Source organism: Pseudoalteromonas sp. SG44-1, assembly GCF_014164315.1.
In the GTDB taxonomy this organism is placed as follows: Bacteria; Pseudomonadota; Gammaproteobacteria; order Enterobacterales; family Alteromonadaceae; genus Pseudoalteromonas; species Pseudoalteromonas rhizosphaerae.
On the sequence record NZ_JACJEW010000012.1, the window covers coordinates 16196 to 37923 of the forward strand.

Sequence of the window (21728 nt, forward strand, 5' to 3'; positions counted from 1 at the left end):
CTCGGTGCAGTAAACTACGTCTTTGCTTAAAAATTTATTTGGAGTGCTAAGATGGCTCGCGTAACTGTTGAAGATGCAGTAGATGCAATTGGTAATCGTTTTGATTTAATTTTAGTTGCGGCCCGTCGTGCCCGTCAAATCGCGGTCGGTGGTAAAAAGCCACTGGTTGATCCTGAAAACGATAAACCAACGGTTGTTGCTTTACGTGAAATTGAACTTGGTTTAGTAGATAGCTCATCAATGGATCTTATTGATCGTGAAGAGCAACAACATCAAGAGGCGGCTGAAATGGCTGCAGTTGCAGCTATTGTAGGCGGCAACCAATAATCTGACTTCCTTGTCTGATTTAGCCAACGGTATAGTATTTCTATTCTAGCCGTTGGCAATCCCTTCTTTTCATCGTATATTCTTAACATACCGTTACCTATTTGCTTCACGAGAACATTGGAGTGTGAATGTATCTTTTTGAAGGTCTAAAAAAGAAAATATCAGAATACTTACCTGCTGCTGATGTAGAGCTGGTACAAAAAGCCTATGTGGTAGCCCGAGAGGCCCATGAGGGTCAAACTCGCTCAAGTGGCGAACCTTACATTACTCACCCTGTTGAAGTAAGCCAAATTCTGGCTGGTATGCATTTAGATCACGAAACGTTAATGGCTGCATTAATGCATGATGTGATTGAAGACACCGACTTTAGCCAACAAGATTTAGCCGAAATTTTTGGCGAGACAGTCGCAGAATTAGTTGAGGGCGTAAGCAAACTTGATAAGCTCAGCTTTAAAGATAAAAAAGAATTCCAAGCTGAAAACTATCGAAAAATGATTATGGCAATGACACAAGATATTCGTGTTATTTTAATCAAACTTGCTGATCGTACTCATAATATGCGCACTCTTGGAGCATTACGTCCTGACAAACGTCGACGTATTGCCCGCGAAACGTTAGAGATTTATGCGCCGATTGCTAATCGTTTAGGTATTCACGATATTAAAAATGAGTTAGAGGATTTAGGTTTTCAAGCCCTCTACCCGATGCGTCATCGCGCTTTAAAGTCAGAAGTTGCCAAAGCGCGCGGCAATCGCAAAGAAGTCATTTCAAATATCCAAACCGAGATAACAGCACGCCTTGAAGAAGCTGGCATTACAGCCACTGTTTCTGGGCGCGAAAAACATTTATATAGTATTTATAAAAAAATGCTTAATAAAGAGTTACTGTTTAATGAAGTCATGGATATCTACGCATTTAGAATTGCAGTTGATTCAATGGATATCTGCTATCGGGTACTTGGCGTTGCCCATAATTTATATAAACCAATCGAAACTCGCTTTAAAGATTATATAGCAGTACCTAAAACTAATGGTTATCAATCGTTGCATACCTCATTAGTTGGTCCTCATGGGATCCCTGTTGAGATCCAGATCCGTACTCACGATATGGATCACATGGCAGATAAAGGAGTTGCTGCTCATTGGATGTATAAAAAATCCGGTGATAACGCAGGCCACACTGCACAACAACGGGCACGTCAGTGGATGCAAAGTTTGTTGGAATTACAACAAAGCGCAGGCTCATCATTTGAATTTGTTGAAAACGTTAAAACAGAGCTATTCCCAGAAGAAATTTACGTGTTCACTCCTGATGGTCGCATAGTCGAGTTACCTATGGGTGCAACCGCCGTTGATTTTGCATACGCGGTCCATACCGATGTTGGTAATACCTGTGTGGGTGCACGCGTTAACCGTAAACCTCATCCGTTAAGTAAAGCATTAGATACGGGTCAAACAGTTGAAGTGATTACCAGCTCAGGTGCGCACCCTAACGCAACGTGGTTAAACTTTATTGTTACCGGTAAAGCACGTTTAGGAATTCGCAATTACCTGAGGAGCCAACATCATGAAGAAGCTTTATTACTTGGCCGTCGCTTACTCGACTCTGCTTTAGGTGAAACGAAGTTCGATGATCTGCCTGACGAAAATATTAGTCGCGTATTAGCAGAACATGAACTCAATACTGTATTAGAGCTATTAGTTGAAATTGGCTGCGGTAATTTAATGAGCATGCTGATCGCACGCCGCTTACTGCAAAATGACAATGATGATTTAGGCGATATGACTAAAAATGCTAAAGCGACCATTATTGGTACTGAAGGCATGCTAGTTAATTATTCTAAATGTTGTCGACCAGTGCCAGGGGATGCTATCACCGCACATATAAGCCAAGGTAAAGGCATCACGGTTCACCGCCAAGAATGTAAAAATATTCGCGGCTGGGAAAATGAGCGCTCAAAATACTTGGTTGTGAAATGGGATGATAATCCAGAAAAAGAATATATTGCAGCACTGCGTGTGGAAATTATAAACCACCAAGGTGCGCTTGCAAAATTAACCAATGTAATTGCTACAACTCAAGCAAACATAATAGAAATAGCCACAGATGAAAAAGAAAGTAATTTATACGTGATAGATTTAGGGATCACCGTGAAAAACCGTGTCCATGTTGCTAATATCATGCGCCGCATTCGCGTAATGCCTGATGTGCAAAAAGTCTATCGTAAAAAATAATATAGGAAAATCATGAATAAAGCATTTATTTCTACGGATCTAGCACCTGCTGCCATCGGCACTTATAGCCAAGCAGTAAAAGTTGGTACAGCAGTTTACTTATCGGGTCAAATTCCATTAGTTCCCGCAACGATGGAAGTGATCTCTGAAGATTTCGCAGAACAAACACATCAAGTATTTAAAAATATTAGTGCGGTATGTGAAGAAGCCGGTGGCAACATCCAAGACTTGGTAAAAGTTAATATCTATTTAACTGATCTATCTAACTTTGCGACGGTAAATGAAGTAATGAGCCAATACTTCAAAGCACCTTATCCTGCCCGAGCAGCAATTGGCGTGCGCGCATTACCAAAAAACGTGCAAGTTGAAATTGACGGTATTATGGAATTGCCTTCAACAAATTAAGCTTACAGCAATACACCTAAGTATTTATACTTAGGTGTATTAACTCATCAGTCCCCTTTTCCTCGATCTTCTTGACAGTTATTCAAATCTCTAGCACTCTATCTTTATATAATTATAAAAACCTTTAACTTAAGTGTTGTAAAAGGATGATCCGTGTTTAAGCTTGCTCATAACGGTAATGTACTACTCGATGTTATAGAACATTCGCCGCCTAGTGCCGCTTTTGTTATTGAGGCTCTAGAAAAATCAACATTCTGTGAATGTCGCATAGACTATGATGCTATCAATGCTTTTTTTAAAGAGCCTAGTAGCGAACGTAGTTTAGTGGTTGCCAGTAAGCATGACGCCACACTAACTGTTACACTCAGTGATGATAAAATGTTAGCAACAGGCGAACTCACACTCGCACAAGGTGGCAAAGTTTTGGCCCTTGATCAAGCGAAACAGCAGCTGATCAAAGCTGGGGTTGCTCGGGGCTACAAACAAGCATTTTTAGAGCAGCTGCTACAAAAACAATTTGAATTACCCGCTGGCACTACCGTTAAAGGTATCCTCGCTAAAGGTCGCTTACCAGAAGACGGCAAATCATCAAAATTACTCCCTCAAGTATTAACTTTAAAAGAGCGTTTGCATACCCCGAAACTGCGCGAAGATGGCACTGTCGATATGCGCGACTTTGGCAAGTTAGCAAGTGTTGAACCCGGTACATTATTAGTTCGACAGCAACCCGCAACCCCTGGTAAAGAAGGTTTTACCGTAAAAGGCGATGTCCTTCCGGCAAAAGCAGGAGAAAGTAGCCCGCTAGTTGCTGGTGAGGGCAGTGAAATATCAAAAACTAATCCTCTTGAATTAATCTCAAGTATTGCGGGCGTACCAGTCGAAATACAAAATGGTATGCGCGTTGATGATATTTTTACGATTGGCGATGTCACAGTTAAAAGCGGCCATATAAACTTTGATGGCAGCATTATTGTCACTCATAATATAGAGCCTGGCATGAAAGTAACCGCGAAAGGCGATATAACTGTGATGGGCACGGTTGAATCCGGAGAGCTGACAGCGCAAGGTAATATCACCATTAAACAAGGTGTGATTGGCCACCAGCTAGATGATAAAACACTTTCGTGCAAAATTATTTGTAACGGTGATATTCATTTATCTCACTCCCAATATAGCTACCTTGAAGGTAATAATATTTTTATTGAGCGCCAAGCTAGCCACTGCGCAATGAAAGCGACTAAGCTTTTACAGATAGGCCAAGCAGACAATCCACAAGGGAAGTTATTTGGTGGCGAGATCCTGGATGCCGGAATGATTATCGCTGGTGAAATTGGTAATGAATCTGGCGCTAAAATGCTCATAAACATGGTTGCCTCAGGAAAGTCTGTTACTACTGAAACCGATGAATGCCTTAAAGAATTAGCTAAAACCGATGAGCAATTAGACACCCTGCAAGCAACGCTAGAAAAGGCCGATTTAGTAAAAGATTTAGATAAGAAAAAACTATTGCTCGCTAAAATAGGAGCTACTCAGCAACATTATTGCCAACAAGCAGAGCAGCTAGAAAAACGCCTAACAACGCTAGAACAAAGTCTATATGAACTACTTGATAATGCTAATTTAGCGGTCAATAAAAAATTGCATTCTGGGGTAGAAATCCACATTTTCGATAAAGTATTAAGAACAAATCGCAGCTATCCTCCTTGTAACGTAAAACTGCAAGAAGGAAAAATAGAGATTGAATTTAAAACCAGTTGATCGCAAGCAGATAGAGACTAACAGCAGATAATCTCTATTCTCTCGTCTACGTTATAAAATACCAGCCACTTGTTGTTTTAACTCCTCCGGCCATACACTTACTTGTACTTGACCGATGTGAGGTTTTTGTAATAACAACATCGCCAATCGAGATTGACCAATGCCACCACCTATTGTCTGTGGTAATTGTTTAGCTAGTAGTTGCTTATGCCAATCAAATTCTAAACGAGCTTGGTCACCGGTAATTGCAAGCTGTGCAACTAATGCTTCTGGTGATACGCGAATACCCATTGATGAAATTTCAAAAGCATCTTCAAGCACAGGGTTCCACAGTAAAATATCACCATTTAAGCCACTGTATTGCTCGCAAGTCTGAGTCGACCAATCATCGTAGTCAGGTGCGCGTACATCATGAATCTTACCATCGGCTAATGCCCCACCAATGCCTATCAAAAACACCGCACCATATTCTTGTGTAATCGCTTTTTCGCGCTGCTTGGCGGTAAAATCAGGGTACATTTGACGTAACTGTTCACTGTGTACAAAAGTAATATCAGCGGGTAAAAATGGTGATATACCAAATTCATCAGCAACAAATTGCTCGGTTGCTTTTAAGCCTTTATACAAGGCTTGTACTGTTTCTTTTAACTTATCAAGAGAGCGCTCAGAACTGGCACAAATTACTTTCTCCCAATCCCACTGATCAACATAAACAGAATGGATGGGGCTTAATGACTCTTCATCCGGGCGCAACGCTTTCATATGTGTGTATAAACCTTCACCAATTGCAAAGCCGTGCTCAGCTAGTGTTTTTCGCTTCCATTTTGCCAAAGAGTGAACCACTTCAAATTGACTCGCTGGAATAGTTTTAACTTTTACCGCAACCGCATTTTCAGTGCCACTTAGGTTATCTTGGATACCATCGCCTACTTTAGCCAAAATAGGCGCTTGTACTTCAATTAACCCTAGCTGTTGTTCTAGCTGGTGTGAAAAATACTGTTTAACTTTACTAATTTGCAGCTGTTGCTGGACAAAGTGTGAACTCATAATAATTGGCCTCATTCCCAGTTATTGTTACTTGCATAAATGCATGATTGCACTATGAGCAACCATGTCGTTAAAGCAATCCTCAATCATTTTGCACTTTAATTCAATAACCAATAACAAAAACACCTTTACCATATTAATTTGATTAATTTAGTGGTATAAAAAATGATGATTCAACAATTTAAAGATGATATTTATATGGAAAATTATCAAATCGATAATCTTGATAAACAGATCCTCCACGCATTAATGGATAATGCCCGCACAGCCTATGCAGAATTAGCCAAACGGTTCGCCGTTAGCGCAGGTACAATTCATGTACGGATTGAAAAAATGAAACAAGCCGGGATCATTACAGGCACCCAAGTTAGCGTCAATGCCAAGCAGTTAGGCTACGATGTATGTTGTTTTATTGGCATCAACCTCAATAATGCTCGAGACTACCCACAAACCTTATTGCATCTAAAGGAACTTGAAGAAGTCGTTGAGGCTTATTACACAACCGGTAACTACAGTATTTTTATTAAGGTAATGACCCGTTCAATTGATCATTTACAAGATGTATTGATCAATAAGATTCAAGCTATCGAAGCTATTCAGTCAACCGAAACGCTAATATCACTGCAAAACCCAATTAGCCGCTCAGTAATGCCTTAAGACGTTAATTCCCGTATAATAGCGGCAATTTTATGAGTTCAGACAAGGCTAAAAATGGAAAACACCCGCTATCATCGCATTAAACACGTACTAGATCGTCGTCAAACCGATTTAACCGTGTGCTTAGAAGATGTGCACAAACACCATAACTTGTCTGCAATTGTTCGCAGCGCTGATGCTGTGGGTTGCCATAATGTTCATGCAGTATGGCCACAAAACCAAAAATGGCTCACCAATAATACCTCTGGGGGCAGTAAAAATTGGATCGCAACTCACTTACATAAAGATATCGACAGCGCTGTGGCTATGATGCGCCTGCATAATCCGCAAGTACAAATACTCGCTACTAACTTATGCCCTGATGCTGTTGACTACCGTGAGATTGATTATACTCTGCCAACAGCCATTATTGTCGGCCAAGAAAAAACCGGGATCTCTCCACAAGCGCTTGCCCACGCAGATAAAAACATTATTATTCCAATGCAAGGTATGGCGCAGTCTCTGAATGTGTCTGTGGCCGCTGCACTGATATTATTTGAGGCACAAAACCAACGCCTGCAAGCCGGCTTATATGAGCGCACTATGCTGGATGAGAGCATAAAACATAAGATGTTATTTGAAGGTTGCCATCCAATCATTGCACAAAAATGCAAAGAAAAATCGCAACCCTATCCAGCCCTCGATGAAAATGGTGAAATCATCGCTGATGATGAGTTTTGGCACAAATTAAAACATGCTTGATGACAGGCCTGTTCGCACGTAAACTAAAAAGTATCTAAAAATGAAAGATTTGAGCGTATTGTGTCAAAGCCAACTTTAAGCCGCTACCCAATCACTGACCTCAAAGGCGTTGGTCCAAAGATGGCCGAGCGGCTAAAAAAACTCGGCATTAGCACAGTGCAAGATATGCTCTTTCATCTACCGCTTCGATATGAAGACCGCACCCGTATTTATGCTATCAGTGATTTAGCTGTGCATAGTCATGTCAGTATTGAAGCCACCATAGAAACCAGCCAAATTACCTTTGGTAAACGTAAAATGCTCGTTTGCCAAGTTAACGATGGTACTGGACGACTCACCCTGCGATTTTTTAATTTTACTGCAGCACAAAAGAATACCTTAAGTAGCGGTAAGGTGATCCGCTGTTTTGGCGAGGTACGACGTGGCAGAGTCGGTTATGAAATGACTCATCCTGAATACAGCCTCAGCGATACACCGAGCGAACAACCAACAGCAACCACACTAACGCCTGTTTACTCGACAACGGAAGGGTTAAAACAACTGTCGATCCGTGCATTAAGTGATCAGGCGATTGCATTACTTGAAAAATATCAGGTAGAAGAGTTATTGCCAGTGCAATTCCAACACGCTGGTATGGATTTAACTCAAGCACTGCTACTTTTACATCGCCCCGCTAATGATGTAGATATCACCGCATTAGAGCAAGGCCTGCACCCGGCTCAACAACGTTTAGTGTTTGAAGAGTTACTGGCGCAAAATTTGAGCTTATTAAAATTACGTCAACAAGGACAGCAAGTAAAAGCAGTTGCTCTGAACCCTATTAATCATCTGGAGCATGACTTTTTAGCGCAGCTCCCCTTTGCTCCAACCAACGCGCAAAACAAAGTCGTCGCTGAAATAAAAAACGATTTGCAGTCTCCTTATCCAATGATGCGCTTAGTACAAGGCGATGTTGGCTCAGGTAAAACCCTGGTTGCGGCACTGAGCGCCTTAACAGCTATCGCACAGGGCTATCAGGTGGCATTAATGGCACCCACCGAAATTCTGTCAGAACAACATGGCATTACTTTCGAAAATTGGTTTACGGCTTTAGGTATAACTACAGCATGGCTCGGTGGTAAAACCAAAGGAAAAGAACGCAGCGCAACGCTTGAAAAAATAGCATCAGGTGAAGCGCAAATGATTGTTGGGACTCATGCGTTATTTCAAGAACAAGTAACATTTAATAACCTAGTGCTTATTATTATTGACGAACAACACCGCTTTGGCGTCCATCAGCGCTTATCGCTACGAGAAAAAGGCCGTTTTGGTGATTGCTATCCCCATCAACTGGTTATGACAGCAACACCGATCCCACGTACACTGGCGATGACAGCTTATGCCGATTTAGAAACGTCCGTGATTGATGAGTTGCCACCAGGACGTACCCCAATTAAAACCATTGCACTACCTGATACGCGTCGTGATGAAATTATTGCTCGTGTAAAAACAGCCTGTACCGAGCAAGGTCGTCAAGTATATTGGGTATGCACCTTAATTGATGAATCGGAAGCATTGCAATGCCAAGCAGCAGAAGATAGCGCACTGCAATTAACTCATGCACTGCCAGAGTTAACTATAGGATTAGTTCATGGCCGTATGAAAGCAGCAGAAAAGCAAGCTATTATGAGCGAGTTCAAAGCTGGAAAGATTCATATATTAGTAGCGACAACGGTCATTGAAGTCGGTGTAGATGTGCCGAATGCCAGTTTGATCATCATTGAAAATCCTGAACGGCTTGGCCTTGCACAATTACATCAGTTACGTGGTCGAGTTGGTCGTGGTGCAATCGCATCCCATTGTGTGCTTTTATACCACGCACCGCTGTCTCATACTGCACAAAAACGTTTGGCTGTTCTAAGAGATAGCAATGATGGTTTTGTAATTGCAGAACGTGATTTGGAAATTCGTGGTCCAGGTGAAGTGCTCGGCACTAAACAAACAGGCTTAGCGGAATTTAAAATTGCTGACTTAACCAGAGATAAGCACACACTCAACTTAGTCAGACCTATCGCACTACAAATGCTCCGCCAGTATCCTGAACAAGTAGAACAACTAATCAATCGCTGGCTTGCGGGTAAATCAGTGTATGCACAAGCTTAATAGTAAAAAACCTTACAGCAATAAGTAAGGCTTTTTCAACGGTCTAAAGACTAAAACTTGTATTCCATGCCAACACCTAAGTAATCTTGATCAACATTGCTGTCCATATCAAAATTAGTGTAGAAGGCAAATAACGTGGTGTTTTTGCTCAATGAGTGATCAACACCTGCAGAGATGGCAGACTTTTTATCACCCGCATCAAAATCCATTACTTGGTATTGAACTTTAAATGTATTGCTATCAAGGGTGTAAGCCGCATTAACTAAATAACCATCGGCATCACCGCTACCATCCACTTTTTCTTGGCTTTGGTACATTGCACCTAGTTTAAAATCAGCTACTTTCCCTTGCACGGTAGCGCGTACAACATCATAACCATTAACTTCACTGTCGGCAGCAACTGATGCATAAACATTGCTTTTCTTCAGTCCAGCATCGCCATAAGTAAGTGCTAATGAATAACCGCTATCGCCTTCACTGTCTTTTTCTGCAACGTAAGTTGCAAGCACTTTAAAGCCACTTAAATCCTTTGATGAATAAGTAACCGTATCACTAAGTCGGTTTTCACCTTTAAATAAATTTTTGATATCACCTTCAAGGTTATCAAATAAATCCAACTTTCCTTGTGATTGCTTTAAAGCAGTATCATTACGGCCAATCACTAATTGACCAAATCCACCTTTTAAACCAACGTATTGATTACGTGATGTAACCGTGTCTTTTGAATCATCAGAAACATTAACTTGAAATTCGAACTTATAAATAGCTTCTAAGCCATCACTGATGTTTTCAGAACCTTTAAAACCAATTCGCGATGCATTGCTTTTAATTTCGCTGAATGACCCTTCACCGTCATCCGAAGATTGCACAGATACATTCGCTTTACCATACACATCAACATCAGCAAACGCAGAAAAAGATAAACCACTTAACACAGCTAGTAATAAGCTCGACTTTGCAAATTTCATATTATTTCCTCAATAAACGCAACAGACTAATTTTTAATTCGCTGCATTTTGCCTGTGGTAAATGACAGAAATATTACAACAGAAACATTTATGACTCATATTATTCATAAAAAGGAACAACAAAAGACATCAAATCAACATAAAACTGTCATATATAGCTTACTTAGCACTAAATTCACTGCTTATTGTTGGTGTTAATTCCAGTAATAAATTAACCAACGTCTCAAGCAAGGGTTTTTGTTCATTATCTCTGTGATAAGCGACAAAAATATCCCGAGAAGTATGTTCCACATCAGACACTCGATGTAGCTCCCCTTTATCTATATGGCTTTTCGCTAAAACTTCAGGAATAAATGCACTACCTCCACATTGTAGTATCAAATCTAATGCAATGCGTCCTGTGCTGGTGCGAAAATATGGTGGAGTGTGACCAGTAAATTGCCGTGCATGCCAAAGAGAGAAGGTAGTTCCCCAGTCAACATAGACATATTGATTATCAAAAAAGTTTTCATTCGCAGCTCCTTCAAATGCACTGATAGGTATAATTGGCAAGGTGCAAATACGCTCAACTACTAATTCATCCACTTTTGGTGGATCAAATAAAATAGCTAGGTCTAAGGTGCGCTCTAATAATAACCGTGTGCTTTCTTGTTGTGCTTTAACTTCAGCCACCAGCGATACCCCTGGCATTGCAGAAACAATATTAGTGATACCAAACTGTAAAAAAGCATCCCAAATATTAGGCGTCCCTGCTAAACTCACTTGCTTATGCATATTATCCGCAAGAGCAACATCGACTTTAGCCCGTTGCATACCAGTAATAATCATTTGCGCATGGGGTAATAAGCGCTCCCCTGGTGCAGTCAATTGGATGTTATTACGTTGGCGAATAAATAAATTAACCCCTAGTCCTTGTTCTAATTGACGAATTCGAAAACTCACCGCAGACTGCGTAATGTAAAGGTTTTCAGCCGCTTTACCAAAGTGACGAGTACGTACCACTTCGACAAAGGTTTTCAATAAATCTATATCCAATTATTTATCCTCACGATAAAAATTTTTTGTTTAATAAATTGCGCAACTTGATCCATACTCCAGCTTGAAAATAGGGTATGAGGAAACAGCCATGAGCAATGATATTTCACTACTTCGCCAAGCATTTGTAAGCCAACGTCAGTTTTATGATGATCAAAACTTTCCGCGCGGATTCGGCCGCAGCGGTAATTTTACCTTACTAGAAGCCAGTATCCTTGAACAACACGGTGTTGTTCTAAAAGGGTTATATAATAAAACCCTTGAACCACAAAATGAAATCCAAGAACAATTTTTTGCCGTTGTCTCTGGTAATCAAGAACCAACCAACGCAATTGAACGTGCGTGGATTAAATACCTAAAGCTAACGACGTGTAAAGCAAAGTTTCATACTCTGTTTGGGCGTTCTAAAATTTCAAGTCCTGCACCACAAAATCCAGACTACTATTCGGAGTCTGATAGTTTATAAAAGTAATGGTGTTATTTGCTTTTTCGTGTTTTAACAGTTACAACTTGTATAACTGAATAAACTTGGCGATGCCAAAAACAAGGTGTTACGTGACACGAAAAATACTCATCATTGAAGATACGCCAACTATAGCGCGAGTGCAAAAGCACATTGCAATTAAAGTTGGCTATGATGCAGATATAGCCTGTTCCTTAGCGCAAGCAAAAGAGTTAATTAGTAAAAATAACTATTTTTGCGCTGTAGTAGACTTTATTCTACCTGACGCACCACAAGGCGAGGCTGTACCCTGCACTATTGAAGCTCAAATTCCTACTATAGTAATGACCGGCAATATAGATGCAAAGACCCGTGATACCGTCGAAAAATATCCAATAATTGATTACATCACTAAAGAGAACAAGCAAGCCTACCATTATTTAGAAAAGCAACTACAGCGCTTACCTCGCAACGAAAACGTTAAAGTCTTAGTCGTCGATGACTCACCATCAGCACGACTACATATATGCAGCTTGCTTAAACGTCATAAATATCAAATATTACAAGCCTGTGATGGCATTGAAGCACTTGCTGTGCTCGAACAAACACCTGATATAGCAGTTATAATTGCAGATAACGAAATGCCTAACATGAATGGTGATGAGTTATGTGGTGAAATTCGTCGCTTATACAGTAATGATGAAAAAGCAATAATCGGTATTTCCGGCTCAAATGCAGCGCATCTTTCGGCGCGTTTTTTGAAAAATGGCGCAAACGACTATTTACGCAAACCATTTAATAACGAAGAATTTTATTGCCGTTTGAGCCAGAACGTTGACATGCTGGAACAAATTGCCACCATTCGCTTACAAGCGAACACTGACTATTTAACTAAACTACCTAATCGTCGCTACTTCTTTGAAGAAACCACAAAATCATTAAAACAACTGCAGAAAAAAGAGTTAATTCCCTCTTTGGCGATGCTCGATATTGACCATTTCAAAGCAATCAATGATACCTATGGCCACGATGCTGGTGATGAAGTACTAAAAGGACTTTCAATTTGTTTTGCAAAATACTTTACAAAAGACTTGGCGGCTCGTTTAGGCGGTGAAGAGTTTGCTGTGTATTTTAATGACACAAATAAAGATGAAGTATTAAAACGTCTGGATAATTTTCGTCACTTTGTTGAGCTCAATAGCCCTGAATTTAGCAAAGAAAAAATTCAATTTACGCTCTCTATTGGTTACGCACACGGGCCTGTTTATCAAATTGATGAATTATTAAAACAGGCCGATATTAAGCTTTATGAAGCCAAAGAAACTGGCCGCAATAAAGTCATTGCTTAAACAGGCTTAGTGGGTGCAGGGATATTTTCACGTTTACGCTTTTGTGATTGTCGATAGGAATCCCAACTAAAGATAGCCAGCGCACTCCAAATACAAGCAAATGTTACTATTCGTTCAGGACTAAATACTTCACCATAAAATACCACCGCCAACACAAACATTAAACTTGGCCCAATATATTGGAAAAACCCTAAGGTAGTATACTGCAATCGCTTGGCAGCACCTGTAAAGCAAAGTAGTGGCAGTGTGGTAATAACGCCTGCACTGATCAACAATACATTAGTATGCCAATCATTCGCTACGAAATCAGAGCTATTCGATGGCGCCATTAACCACCAATATACTAAAGCAACTGGCAATAATATTAATGCCTCTAGTAGTAACCCCGGCAATGATTCGATAGGTAACTTTTTACGAAGTAAGCCATACACCGCAAATGACCCTGCTAATGAAAGTGCGACCACCGGAAATGAGCCAAAACTAATAACTTGGATCACCACACCAAATAACGCCAGAGCAACCGCTAGCGCTTGCCATTTGCGTAGTTTTTCACTTAAAAAAAGCATACCTAGCAGTACGTTTAATAACGGATTGATATAATAACCAAGACTTGCATCAAGCATATGATCATTATTAACCGCCCAAATAAATAGCCCCCAGTTAAAGCCAAGTAAGGTGGCCGTAATAACCAGCATAGCAATGAGTTTAGGGTGTTTAAGTACATGCTGTACTTTATGCCATTGATTCATTACTGCAACAATGATGACGATGAATAATACCGACCAAACCACACGATGCATCAGTATTTCAAAAGCTGATATATGCTGTAGTAATTTAAAATAAATAGGTGCTAAGCCCCACATAAAAAAAGCCATACAGGCTAAGATAACACCTTTACGCTGTTCAGGATTAGTTGGCATAGATTGTTTCTGATGTAGTTTAATGGCGGCTAGTTTACCTGCCAGCTACGCTTTATCCAACTAAATAAGTTGCCGTACCAAAAGCTATTTGAATGCCTTGTTCATTATGGAGCTCCATCCGGCATACACATACTTTATTACCGGAGCGAATTAGCTTAGCACTAGCGGTAAATTCAAGCCCTTTGCCTGGACGCAAGTAATCAGTGCGCAAATCGATGGTGCCGAGTGTCGCTAGCTTGGTTTGAATACTAACTATATTAAGCTCAGTGAGCTTATCTATCATCGCCGCCGCCGCTAGCATCCCCCCCACATTATCAAGCACCGCAGAGATCACCCCACCGTGGAGAATTTTTTGAGCAGGATTACCAATAAAGACATCCTGCCAAGGAAAGCTTATTTGCGCTTGTTCCGCATCTAGTGATTTAACTTTTATTTGTAAAAACTGGTTAAACGGCATTTGCTCTACAAAAACTTTAGCAACTTGGTCAATTAATTGGGCTTTATTCATTATTATTATCCGCGACTTTATAACTGGTAAGATGAGTAAAGCACAACTAAAAAGAAAGTGCGATAAAAAGCACCTATGCAAGGTCGTCTAAAAGCTCTAAAATGTCCGCGATGAATACACCAAATCCCACAGCAAGCACCGTAGTGCGCAGTCCCGCAGCTATACTCAAACAAGTGTTTGGTTATAGCGAATTTCGTGATGGCCAAGAAACGGTGATCAATGCAGCCCTTAACGGCCAAGATTCGCTAGTATTGCTGCCAACTGGCGGCGGCAAATCAGTATGCTACCAAGTGCCCGCGCTTGCCTTAAGCGGTCTGACAGTCGTTATTTCGCCATTAATTTCCCTTATGCAAGATCAAGTATCACAATTGCAAGCGCTCGGGGTGAAAGCGGCGTATATCAATAACAGTTTAAACCGCGACGAACAGCAGCAAATATATCAACAACTGCACAATGGTTTGCTTAAGCTACTGTATGTTGCACCTGAAAAAGTGCTGCAACATGAATTTAAAGAGCGCTTAAGTCACCTTAATATTAGTTTATTTGCGATTGACGAAGCTCACTGTGTATCACATTGGGGTCATGATTTTCGCCCTCACTACTGCCGCTTAAGCGAACTAAAACAACGCTTTGCAGATGTGCCTATGATGGCGCTCACAGCGACAGCTGATAAAGCCACGCGGTTTGATATCGTCCAGCAGCTTGGTTTAAATGCCCCCTATATACACACTGGTAGTTTCGATCGACCAAATATTCGTTACACCATTGAAGAAAAATTCAAACCGCTGGCGCAATTACTTCGCTACTTAAAAGAACAACAAAGTCAAAGTGGTATTATTTATTGCACCAGTCGAAAACGAGTTGATGAAATAGCTGAAAAGATCGCTGATGCTGGAATGAACGCAGCGGCTTACCATGCAGGTATGAGTAACGAGCAACGCCAATTTGTACAAACCGGTTTCGCCCGTGACGATATTCAAATAGTGGTGGCTACTGTTGCCTTTGGCATGGGCATTAATAAACCCAACGTCCGTTTTGTACTGCATTATGATATTCCCAAAAGTATCGAGTCTTACTATCAAGAAACTGGCCGTGCTGGCCGTGATGGCTTGGCCGCTGAAGCTATTATGTATTTTGATCCGGCCGATATTGGCCGTGTTAGGCGATTTTTTGAAGACATTGAAGATGAACAACGTCGTCGTGTCGAAGAGCAACGCTTTAACGCCATGGCCAGCTTCGCAGAAGCACAAACATGTCGTCGACAAATACTTCTTAACTACTTTAGTGAATATCAACGCGAACCTTGCGGCAACTGCGATATTTGCCTAAATCCACCAAAAAGTTTTGATGGTACTTTAGTGGCACAACAAGCCCTTTCGTGTGTGTATCGTGCCGAACAACGGTTTGGTTTAGGCTACATAGTTGAGCTACTGCGCGGAGCAAATACCAGCCGCATTAGGGATAACAATCACCACCAACTCAGCACTTATGGCATAGGTAAAGACCACAGTAGTGAATTTTGGCTCAGTATTTTACGCCAACTGATTCACCAAGGCTTACTGAGTCAAGATATCACCCAAGGCTCAGCACTGCGCTTAACCGAAGGTGCTCGCGCTATTTTGAAAGGTCAATACGCGCTGCAAATGGCTGAACCACGTCTGCAAGCGAAGCACGTATACCAAGACAAGCTCGCTCAGTTTAATTACGATAAAAAGCTATTTGCCAAACTACGTGCCTTACGTAAAGAGCTTGCCGATGCGGATGATGTGCCACCATATGTGGTGTTTAACGATAAAACCCTCGCAGAAATGGCGCAACTAATGCCAACCAATGACAGTGAATTTCTCAAAGTGTCAGGAGTTGGCTTTACTAAACTCAATAAGTACGGCAGCCCTTTTTTACACGCCATACGCGACTACTTAGCCCAGTCTTAAATAAAGAGAAAATTGATGACTCAGCTGCAACTAGATAATCAACATAATGCCATTATTATTATCCCCAGCGAAATGCCCAACGATGATGATTTCGAGCTTTGGGCACAGTTATTTTTACATGGCCCAGAAATAGTAATTGGTGAATTTGCAGCGGGAGCGGATCGCCACCAATGTCGCTTTACGTATGCACAGCAAAGCTTTAATTTAAACTTTGAACACTACAGTAACAGTATTTGGGTTAATGGCGAAGGCATTGAAGCTGAGCATTTATTAGCAGCCTTAGCACACTATTTTCTTACACTATTGCAACAATGAGGTAGACTTATACACAAACTTAGTGTGTAGTGGGTTAACGGTAAAAACCCATAATAAAGGATTTCAATGGTTGTAAATAACGCTTATGCATTTTTATTGTTTAGCTGTTGCAGCACTTTGCTCTATTCATCCTATGGCTTAGCGCAATCATCTGGTGACGAACAGCAAAGTTGCAGTAATCAACGCACAATTACACCCACTGAAAAAAATCTCCGTCGCCAACTTGATGTCGATGAGACACTGCCAGAAAAAACCAACAAAGCCAAAATTGCCCAGGTCGAACTTGATCAACTCAACGTCTTCAATACCAATTTAGAAGCAGAAAATAACGCATTATTTCGCTTTGCCAATCGTGTTCATATGACCACTGAGCCAGACGTTATAAAAAATATTTTATTGTTCGAACCTGGTGATCACTATGAGCCGAAAAAACTCGCCGAATCAGAGCGCTTATTACGTCGTCAAGGTTATCTATACGATGCCAGAATAAAAGCAGAAACTAACTGCGATGGTGACATTAATGTAAAAGTGATCACCCGCGATTTATGGACGTTACTACCAGAAATTAGCTTCAGCCGCAGTGGTGGCGAAAATAAATCGAGCATTGGGTTTCGCGAATCCAATTTATTTGGCTGGGGTAAACGTTTGTCACTTGCTCGCACTACCGATGCAGAACGTAATGGTTACCTGTTTGTTTATGATGATCCTAATATACTTTCTAGCCGCTACCGTGGTCGTATAGAATACTCAGATAACGACGATGGTAAACGCCATTTACTCGAGCTTAGCTACCCTTTTTACTCTATTGATACGCCTTACAGCTATGGCTTATTAAGCTACTCTGATCAACGAATTGAATCTCTCTATAAACGAGGTGAAGTATTCAGTCAATTTATCCAGAAAACAGACTATAATCGCATTCACTTTGGCCACTCTAAACAGCTTGCTAATAATTGGACTCAACGCATTAGCGTCGGTTATACCCATGAACAGCAAGCTTTTGAGAGCACAGTAAATACCGTCACACCATTGGCTGAAAAACGGGAGCTAAGCTATCCATATATCAGTGGTCATTGGTTTGAAGATCACTACATAAAAGTGCGTAATTTCGACAGTATTTATCGTACTGAAGATTTAAATCTTGGTTGGAATGTGCAAGGTTTATTAGGCTATGCAAGTGAAGAATTAAGCAATGACGATAGCCGCGCTATTTACTCTTTTGATGCGAAAAAAGCTCATTTTAGTGGCGATAATACCCTTTGGCGCTTTCATGCTAGCCTAGATGGTAATTGGAACGAACAACAAAGCAAAGTAGAGAACTTACTCGCGAGCACTCAAGTGCAGTATTATTTAAACACCAGTTTTGAACAATCGTGGTATGCCAAAATACGCTTAGACTATGCTAAAAACCTAACTCCCGACAAACAGCTAATCTTAGGCGGCGAAAATGGCCTACGTGGCTATCCGCTAGACTACCAACAAGGCGATCGTAGTTTTTTAGTTAATCTTGAAAAACGCTATTATTGGGAATACGACCTGCTTCAGCTGTTTAAAGTTGGTGGAGCTGCATTTTTTGATATTGGTCGCGCTTGGTTTAATGACCAAAATAACGGTAAAAATGGCCAAGTATTGAAAAATATAGGTATCGGGTTACGGCTCGCTCCAAGCAGAGCAAATGCAGGGACTGTGATCCATTTAGATATCGCCGCTCCACTTGATAAAAGTGATGATGTTGATTCTATTCAATGGCTAGTCACTGTAAAAAATTCCTTTTAAAGTGTGCTAAAAACGCTAAACTAGTTGCTCCTAAACCGCATTTGGATTGATTGTGGAACTGTTAGATATTCTTAGCACGCAGTATAAACTCATCGTCACTTTAGTCGCTCTGTTACTTTTTCCTGTACTATTAAAACTGACTAAAAAATTACTCGAAAAAACTATTAAGGGCAAAGTCGATATTCACCGTAAATATCGTGCCGAACTATTACTGAAAATTATTCTCGCATTTGTAATGCTGTGCTTAGTGTTAGTTTTTTGGGGTATTGAATTACGGGGTTTACTGGTACTTGGCTCATCTTTGTTTGCCATGCTAGGTGTTGCACTATTTGCAGCTTGGTCGCTATTGAGCAATCTGACCTCGTTTTTGCTAATGTTTATTCAAAATGACTGTCGTGTTGGTTATTGGGTTAGAGTTATTGACGGCGCGAACTTTGTTGAGGGGCGTATTGTCGAGATGGGCTTGATGAATGTGGTATTAGAACATGTTGATGGGCACCGAGTTATTTATCCTAATAACCTATTTGTTACTCGTCCGGTGATGGTTTTAAATAAAGAGCCGAAACCTACTAAAGCAATCGCGGTTAAGCGCGCTATTGGACCTAAAAAGCTGCAATAAACGAAAAGCACATAACAAAAAGCCGTTTAAGAATATCCTTAAACGGCTTTTTTGATCAGTTACAATCAGCAATTAATTATTTAATTCCGCTGTTTTTAACTCATCTTCAATATCACTTATTTCATCAATAAAGGTTTCAAGCTGTTGTTCTACCAAGCTGTTTGCGTGAGCAAAATATGCTAAATGAAACACTGCATCACCTTCATTAACCAGTGGCATAGTTTGTTGACCAATCACTATACCACTTCTTGGCGCTAATAATTCCAGCTCAGAATCACCGAGCGGGCTACTGATATAAGCTAATATTTGCCCTTTCATTACTCGCTCACCCAATGATACTTGCGCACGCACAATGCCATCGACTTCAGCACGCACCCAACTGGTAGAGCTGGCAATAATTGGCTCAGGTAACTTCTTAGCGCGCTTGCCACGGATCATTTTTAAATGACGCATGACATAATCAACGCCTTGCATACCAGCCGCTATTGCAATTGGATCAAACCGCAGCGCTTCTCCAGCTTCGTATGTAATCACCGGAATACCTAAGTTCGCGGCCTCACTTCGCAGTGAACCATTACGAAGTGACGCATCAATAACGGCTGGTGTACCAAATGCATTCGCCATTTGTGCCGTTGCTTCATCACTCAAATCTGCGCGAATTTGCGGTAAATTGGTGCGATGTATTGCGCCAGTATGTAAATCAATAATATGCGTACAATGAATGGCCACTTGCGAAAAGAACATATGTGCCATACGTCCAGCAAGCGATCCACGAATAGAACCTGGAAAGCTGCGATTCATATCACGGCGATCAGGTAAATAACGTGACTTATGAATAAAACCAAATACGTTAACAATCGGCACAGCAATCAGCGTACCACGCAGCTGGTTAGCATCTATTTTTGCTAATAATTGGCGTACGACCTCTACGCCATTGAGTTCATCACCATGAATAGCCGCACAGACCATTAAAACAGGCCCTGCTTGAACTCCATTCACTACCTCTATTGGGATATTCAACGGCGAATGGGTGTACAGCTTAGCTGCTTCTAGGGCCAGCGTCTTACGCTCACCGACACCCACCGTTTCACCTAATAAAGTAAACGCACTATTGATTCTAACCTTTGCCACGCGTTGCGGTCCTTTTGGTTGCAGCGGTTTTTTCGATAAATTCGATCACCATACCTGCAATATCTTTTCCTGTTGCTACTTCGATACCTTCAAGACCTGGTGAAGAGTTAACTTCCATTACCAAAGGTCCGCGAGATGAACGAAGTAAATCAACCCCAGCTACGTTCAAGCCCATTGCTTTAGCTGCAGCTACTGCTGTTCTACGTTCTTCTGGCGTAATACGCACTAATGTTGCACTGCCACCGCGGTGTAAATTAGAACGGAACTCACCATCTTGTGCTTGACGCTTCATTGCGGCAATCACTTTGTCACCAAGTACGAAACAGCGGATATCTGCACCACCAGCTTCTTTAATATACTCTTGTACCATGATATTAGCTTTTAAGCCCATAAAGGCTTCAATAACACTCTCAGCAGCTTTACGTGTTTCAGCTAACACCACACCAATGCCTTGAGTACCCTCTAACAGCTTAATAACTACAGGTGCACCGCCAACCATTTCAAGTAAGTCTTTAACGTCATCTGGCTTGCTGGCAAAACCGGTTACCGGCATACCAACGCCTTTACGTGATAACAACTGTAACGAACGTAATTTATCTCGCGAACGTGAAATAGCAACTGATTCATTAACAGGAAATACATTCATCATTTCAAACTGACGCAGTACTGCACAACCATAAAAAGTAACTGAAGCACCAATACGCGGGATTATGGTATCAAAATCTTTTAAATTTTCACCGCGATAATGGATCTCTGGTTGCTCAGAGTTAATGTTCATGTAACAACGTAATGCATCGATCACTTTTACTTCATGACCACGCATCTCAGCTGCTTCAATTAAACGACGCGTTGAATATAAATTCTTGTTACGAGATAAAATACCAATTTTCATAGTTAAAACCTTAACTATCTAATAAATGAGATAAAGCCGGATCAACGACTATACGATTTTCCATGGCTGTGCGCCCTAATAACATTCTAAACTTCATACTCGCTCGGCTGGTCAAAGTGACTTCTATTGGCCAACTTTTATCACCAGCGCAGAGCTTAGTCTCAATAAAATACCGCAACTCACGCTGCCCACTTGAGCTGGTTACATATTTCATCTTTTTTACTTTAGCATCACACTCAATTTGAGTGTGCTCATCTTCTTGCAAAGGCTGAGCAATAAATTTAACCCACTTTTCGCCTTCTCGCTCATATTCTTCAATATTAAGAGCATGAATACATGACGTACGGGCGCCCGTATCAATCTTAGCCTTAATTTGATTAATGCCAAGCTCAGGTAAACTTAACCACTCACGCCAACCAACAATTATCTTTGCCGTCATAAATGTGCCCTTTAATAAAAAACTGTCTTATACGCTACACGGATAAAAACACAAATGAAATAATTTTATCCAAATGATAAGCTAATTTA

At 40.9% G+C, this 21728-nt stretch carries 21 protein-coding genes; 13 read left to right on the forward strand and 8 right to left on the reverse strand.

Going from position 1 to position 21728, the window contains the following annotated elements:
- Positions 1 to 51 precede the first annotated feature (51 nt).
- The 4 genes from rpoZ to H5187_RS07640 all read left to right on the forward strand — a co-directional run bounded on the left by rpoZ (position 52) and on the right by H5187_RS07640 (position 4724).
- Positions 52 to 327, forward strand: coding sequence for a DNA-directed RNA polymerase subunit omega (gene rpoZ, locus H5187_RS07625; RefSeq protein WP_064667923.1), 276 nt, complete (start codon positions 52 to 54; stop codon positions 325 to 327).
- A 128-nt stretch (positions 328 to 455) separates the two neighbouring features.
- Positions 456 to 2561, forward strand: a complete 2106-nt coding sequence (gene spoT / locus H5187_RS07630; protein WP_182797700.1) for a bifunctional GTP diphosphokinase/guanosine-3',5'-bis pyrophosphate 3'-pyrophosphohydrolase — start codon at positions 456 to 458, stop codon at positions 2559 to 2561.
- Between the two features lie 12 nt (positions 2562 to 2573).
- Positions 2574 to 2966: a RidA family protein gene (locus H5187_RS07635; protein WP_145237101.1), complete on the forward strand. Its 393-nt coding sequence runs from the start codon at positions 2574 to 2576 to the stop codon at positions 2964 to 2966.
- 153 nt (positions 2967 to 3119) lie between these two features.
- Positions 3120 to 4724 carry a DUF342 domain-containing protein gene (locus tag H5187_RS07640; RefSeq protein WP_149980653.1) on the forward strand — a complete coding sequence of 535 codons (1605 nt, stop codon included), beginning with the start codon at positions 3120 to 3122 and terminating at the stop codon, positions 4722 to 4724.
- Positions 4725 to 4775: 51 nt separating this feature from the next.
- Here H5187_RS07640 and asnA read toward each other — a convergent pair whose 3' ends face one another.
- Positions 4776 to 5771 carry an aspartate--ammonia ligase gene (gene asnA, locus H5187_RS07645; RefSeq protein ID WP_145237095.1) on the reverse strand — a complete coding sequence of 332 codons (996 nt, stop codon included), beginning with the start codon at positions 5769 to 5771 and terminating at the stop codon, positions 4776 to 4778.
- A gap of 198 nt (positions 5772 to 5969) precedes the next feature.
- On the opposite strand from asnA, the gene asnC reads away from it, so the two are divergent.
- Genes asnC through recG form a run of 3 tightly spaced genes read left to right on the forward strand, consistent with a single transcriptional unit; the run spans position 5970 to position 9311 of the window.
- On the forward strand, positions 5970 to 6428 hold the full coding sequence (gene asnC / locus H5187_RS07650) for a transcriptional regulator AsnC (RefSeq protein WP_145237092.1): 459 nt from the start codon (positions 5970 to 5972) through the stop codon (positions 6426 to 6428).
- 54 nt (positions 6429 to 6482) lie between these two features.
- The gene (gene trmH, locus H5187_RS07655; RefSeq protein WP_182732244.1) at positions 6483 to 7169 is read left to right on the forward strand and encodes a tRNA (guanosine(18)-2'-O)-methyltransferase TrmH; all 687 of its coding nucleotides are present in this window, start codon (positions 6483 to 6485) and stop codon (positions 7167 to 7169) included.
- A 60-nt stretch (positions 7170 to 7229) separates the two neighbouring features.
- Positions 7230 to 9311 (forward strand): ATP-dependent DNA helicase RecG, encoded by a 2082-nt coding sequence (gene recG, locus H5187_RS07660; protein WP_182718081.1) that lies wholly within the window; start codon positions 7230 to 7232, stop codon positions 9309 to 9311.
- A 50-nt stretch (positions 9312 to 9361) separates the two neighbouring features.
- Here recG and H5187_RS07665 read toward each other — a convergent pair whose 3' ends face one another.
- Positions 9362 to 10279, reverse strand: coding sequence for a porin (locus H5187_RS07665; protein ID WP_182718080.1), 918 nt, complete (start codon positions 10277 to 10279; stop codon positions 9362 to 9364).
- A gap of 159 nt (positions 10280 to 10438) precedes the next feature.
- Positions 10439 to 11314 (reverse strand): LysR family transcriptional regulator, encoded by an 876-nt coding sequence (locus tag H5187_RS07670; protein WP_149980649.1) that lies wholly within the window; start codon positions 11312 to 11314, stop codon positions 10439 to 10441.
- Between the two features lie 91 nt (positions 11315 to 11405).
- Between H5187_RS07670 and H5187_RS07675 the strand changes: the two genes are divergently transcribed.
- Both H5187_RS07675 and H5187_RS07680 read left to right on the forward strand, forming a co-directional pair.
- Entirely contained in the window at positions 11406 to 11780 is a 375-nt protein-coding gene (locus tag H5187_RS07675) for a DUF413 domain-containing protein (RefSeq protein WP_145237075.1), read from the forward strand.
- 89 nt (positions 11781 to 11869) lie between these two features.
- Positions 11870 to 13105 (forward strand): response regulator, encoded by a 1236-nt coding sequence (locus H5187_RS07680; protein ID WP_182784534.1) that lies wholly within the window; start codon positions 11870 to 11872, stop codon positions 13103 to 13105.
- Here the strand turns inward: H5187_RS07680 and rarD are convergent.
- Together rarD and H5187_RS07690 are read right to left on the reverse strand one after the other, a co-directional pair.
- Entirely contained in the window at positions 13102 to 14025 is a 924-nt protein-coding gene (gene rarD / locus H5187_RS07685) for an EamA family transporter RarD (RefSeq protein ID WP_182718078.1), read from the reverse strand. The genes H5187_RS07680 and rarD overlap by 4 nt on opposite strands.
- A 52-nt stretch (positions 14026 to 14077) precedes the next feature.
- Complete coding sequence (locus H5187_RS07690) at positions 14078 to 14533, reverse strand: thioesterase family protein (protein ID WP_149980646.1); 456 nt, start codon at positions 14531 to 14533, stop codon at positions 14078 to 14080.
- A 110-nt stretch (positions 14534 to 14643) separates the two neighbouring features.
- On the opposite strand from H5187_RS07690, the gene recQ reads away from it, so the two are divergent.
- The 4 genes from recQ (at position 14644) to H5187_RS07710 (ending at position 19177) form a co-directional block, all read left to right on the forward strand.
- Complete coding sequence (gene recQ / locus H5187_RS07695) at positions 14644 to 16467, forward strand: DNA helicase RecQ (RefSeq protein ID WP_182718107.1); 1824 nt, start codon at positions 14644 to 14646, stop codon at positions 16465 to 16467.
- A 15-nt stretch (positions 16468 to 16482) separates the two neighbouring features.
- Complete coding sequence (locus H5187_RS07700; protein WP_182718077.1) at positions 16483 to 16782, forward strand: DUF3630 family protein; 300 nt, start codon at positions 16483 to 16485, stop codon at positions 16780 to 16782.
- Positions 16783 to 16848: 66 nt separating this feature from the next.
- Positions 16849 to 18558 carry a POTRA domain-containing protein gene (locus tag H5187_RS07705; RefSeq protein ID WP_182718076.1) on the forward strand — a complete coding sequence of 570 codons (1710 nt, stop codon included), beginning with the start codon at positions 16849 to 16851 and terminating at the stop codon, positions 18556 to 18558.
- Positions 18559 to 18610: 52 nt separating this feature from the next.
- Positions 18611 to 19177 carry a mechanosensitive ion channel domain-containing protein gene (locus H5187_RS07710; protein ID WP_149980644.1) on the forward strand — a complete coding sequence of 189 codons (567 nt, stop codon included), beginning with the start codon at positions 18611 to 18613 and terminating at the stop codon, positions 19175 to 19177.
- 72 nt (positions 19178 to 19249) lie between these two features.
- Here the strand turns inward: H5187_RS07710 and H5187_RS07715 are convergent, their stop codons facing one another.
- The 3 genes from H5187_RS07715 to H5187_RS07725 are packed head-to-tail and all read right to left on the reverse strand — an operon-like array spanning position 19250 to position 21639.
- On the reverse strand, positions 19250 to 20308 hold the full coding sequence (locus H5187_RS07715; protein WP_145237048.1) for a succinylglutamate desuccinylase/aspartoacylase family protein: 1059 nt from the start codon (positions 20306 to 20308) through the stop codon (positions 19250 to 19252).
- Entirely contained in the window at positions 20295 to 21200 is a 906-nt protein-coding gene (rimK, locus tag H5187_RS07720; protein ID WP_145237045.1) for a 30S ribosomal protein S6--L-glutamate ligase, read from the reverse strand. Before rimK ends, H5187_RS07715 begins: the two co-directional genes overlap by 14 nt.
- A gap of 10 nt (positions 21201 to 21210) precedes the next feature.
- Positions 21211 to 21639 carry an ATP-dependent zinc protease gene (locus tag H5187_RS07725; protein WP_145237042.1) on the reverse strand — a complete coding sequence of 143 codons (429 nt, stop codon included), beginning with the start codon at positions 21637 to 21639 and terminating at the stop codon, positions 21211 to 21213.
- Between the last annotated feature and the right edge of the window lie 89 nt (positions 21640 to 21728).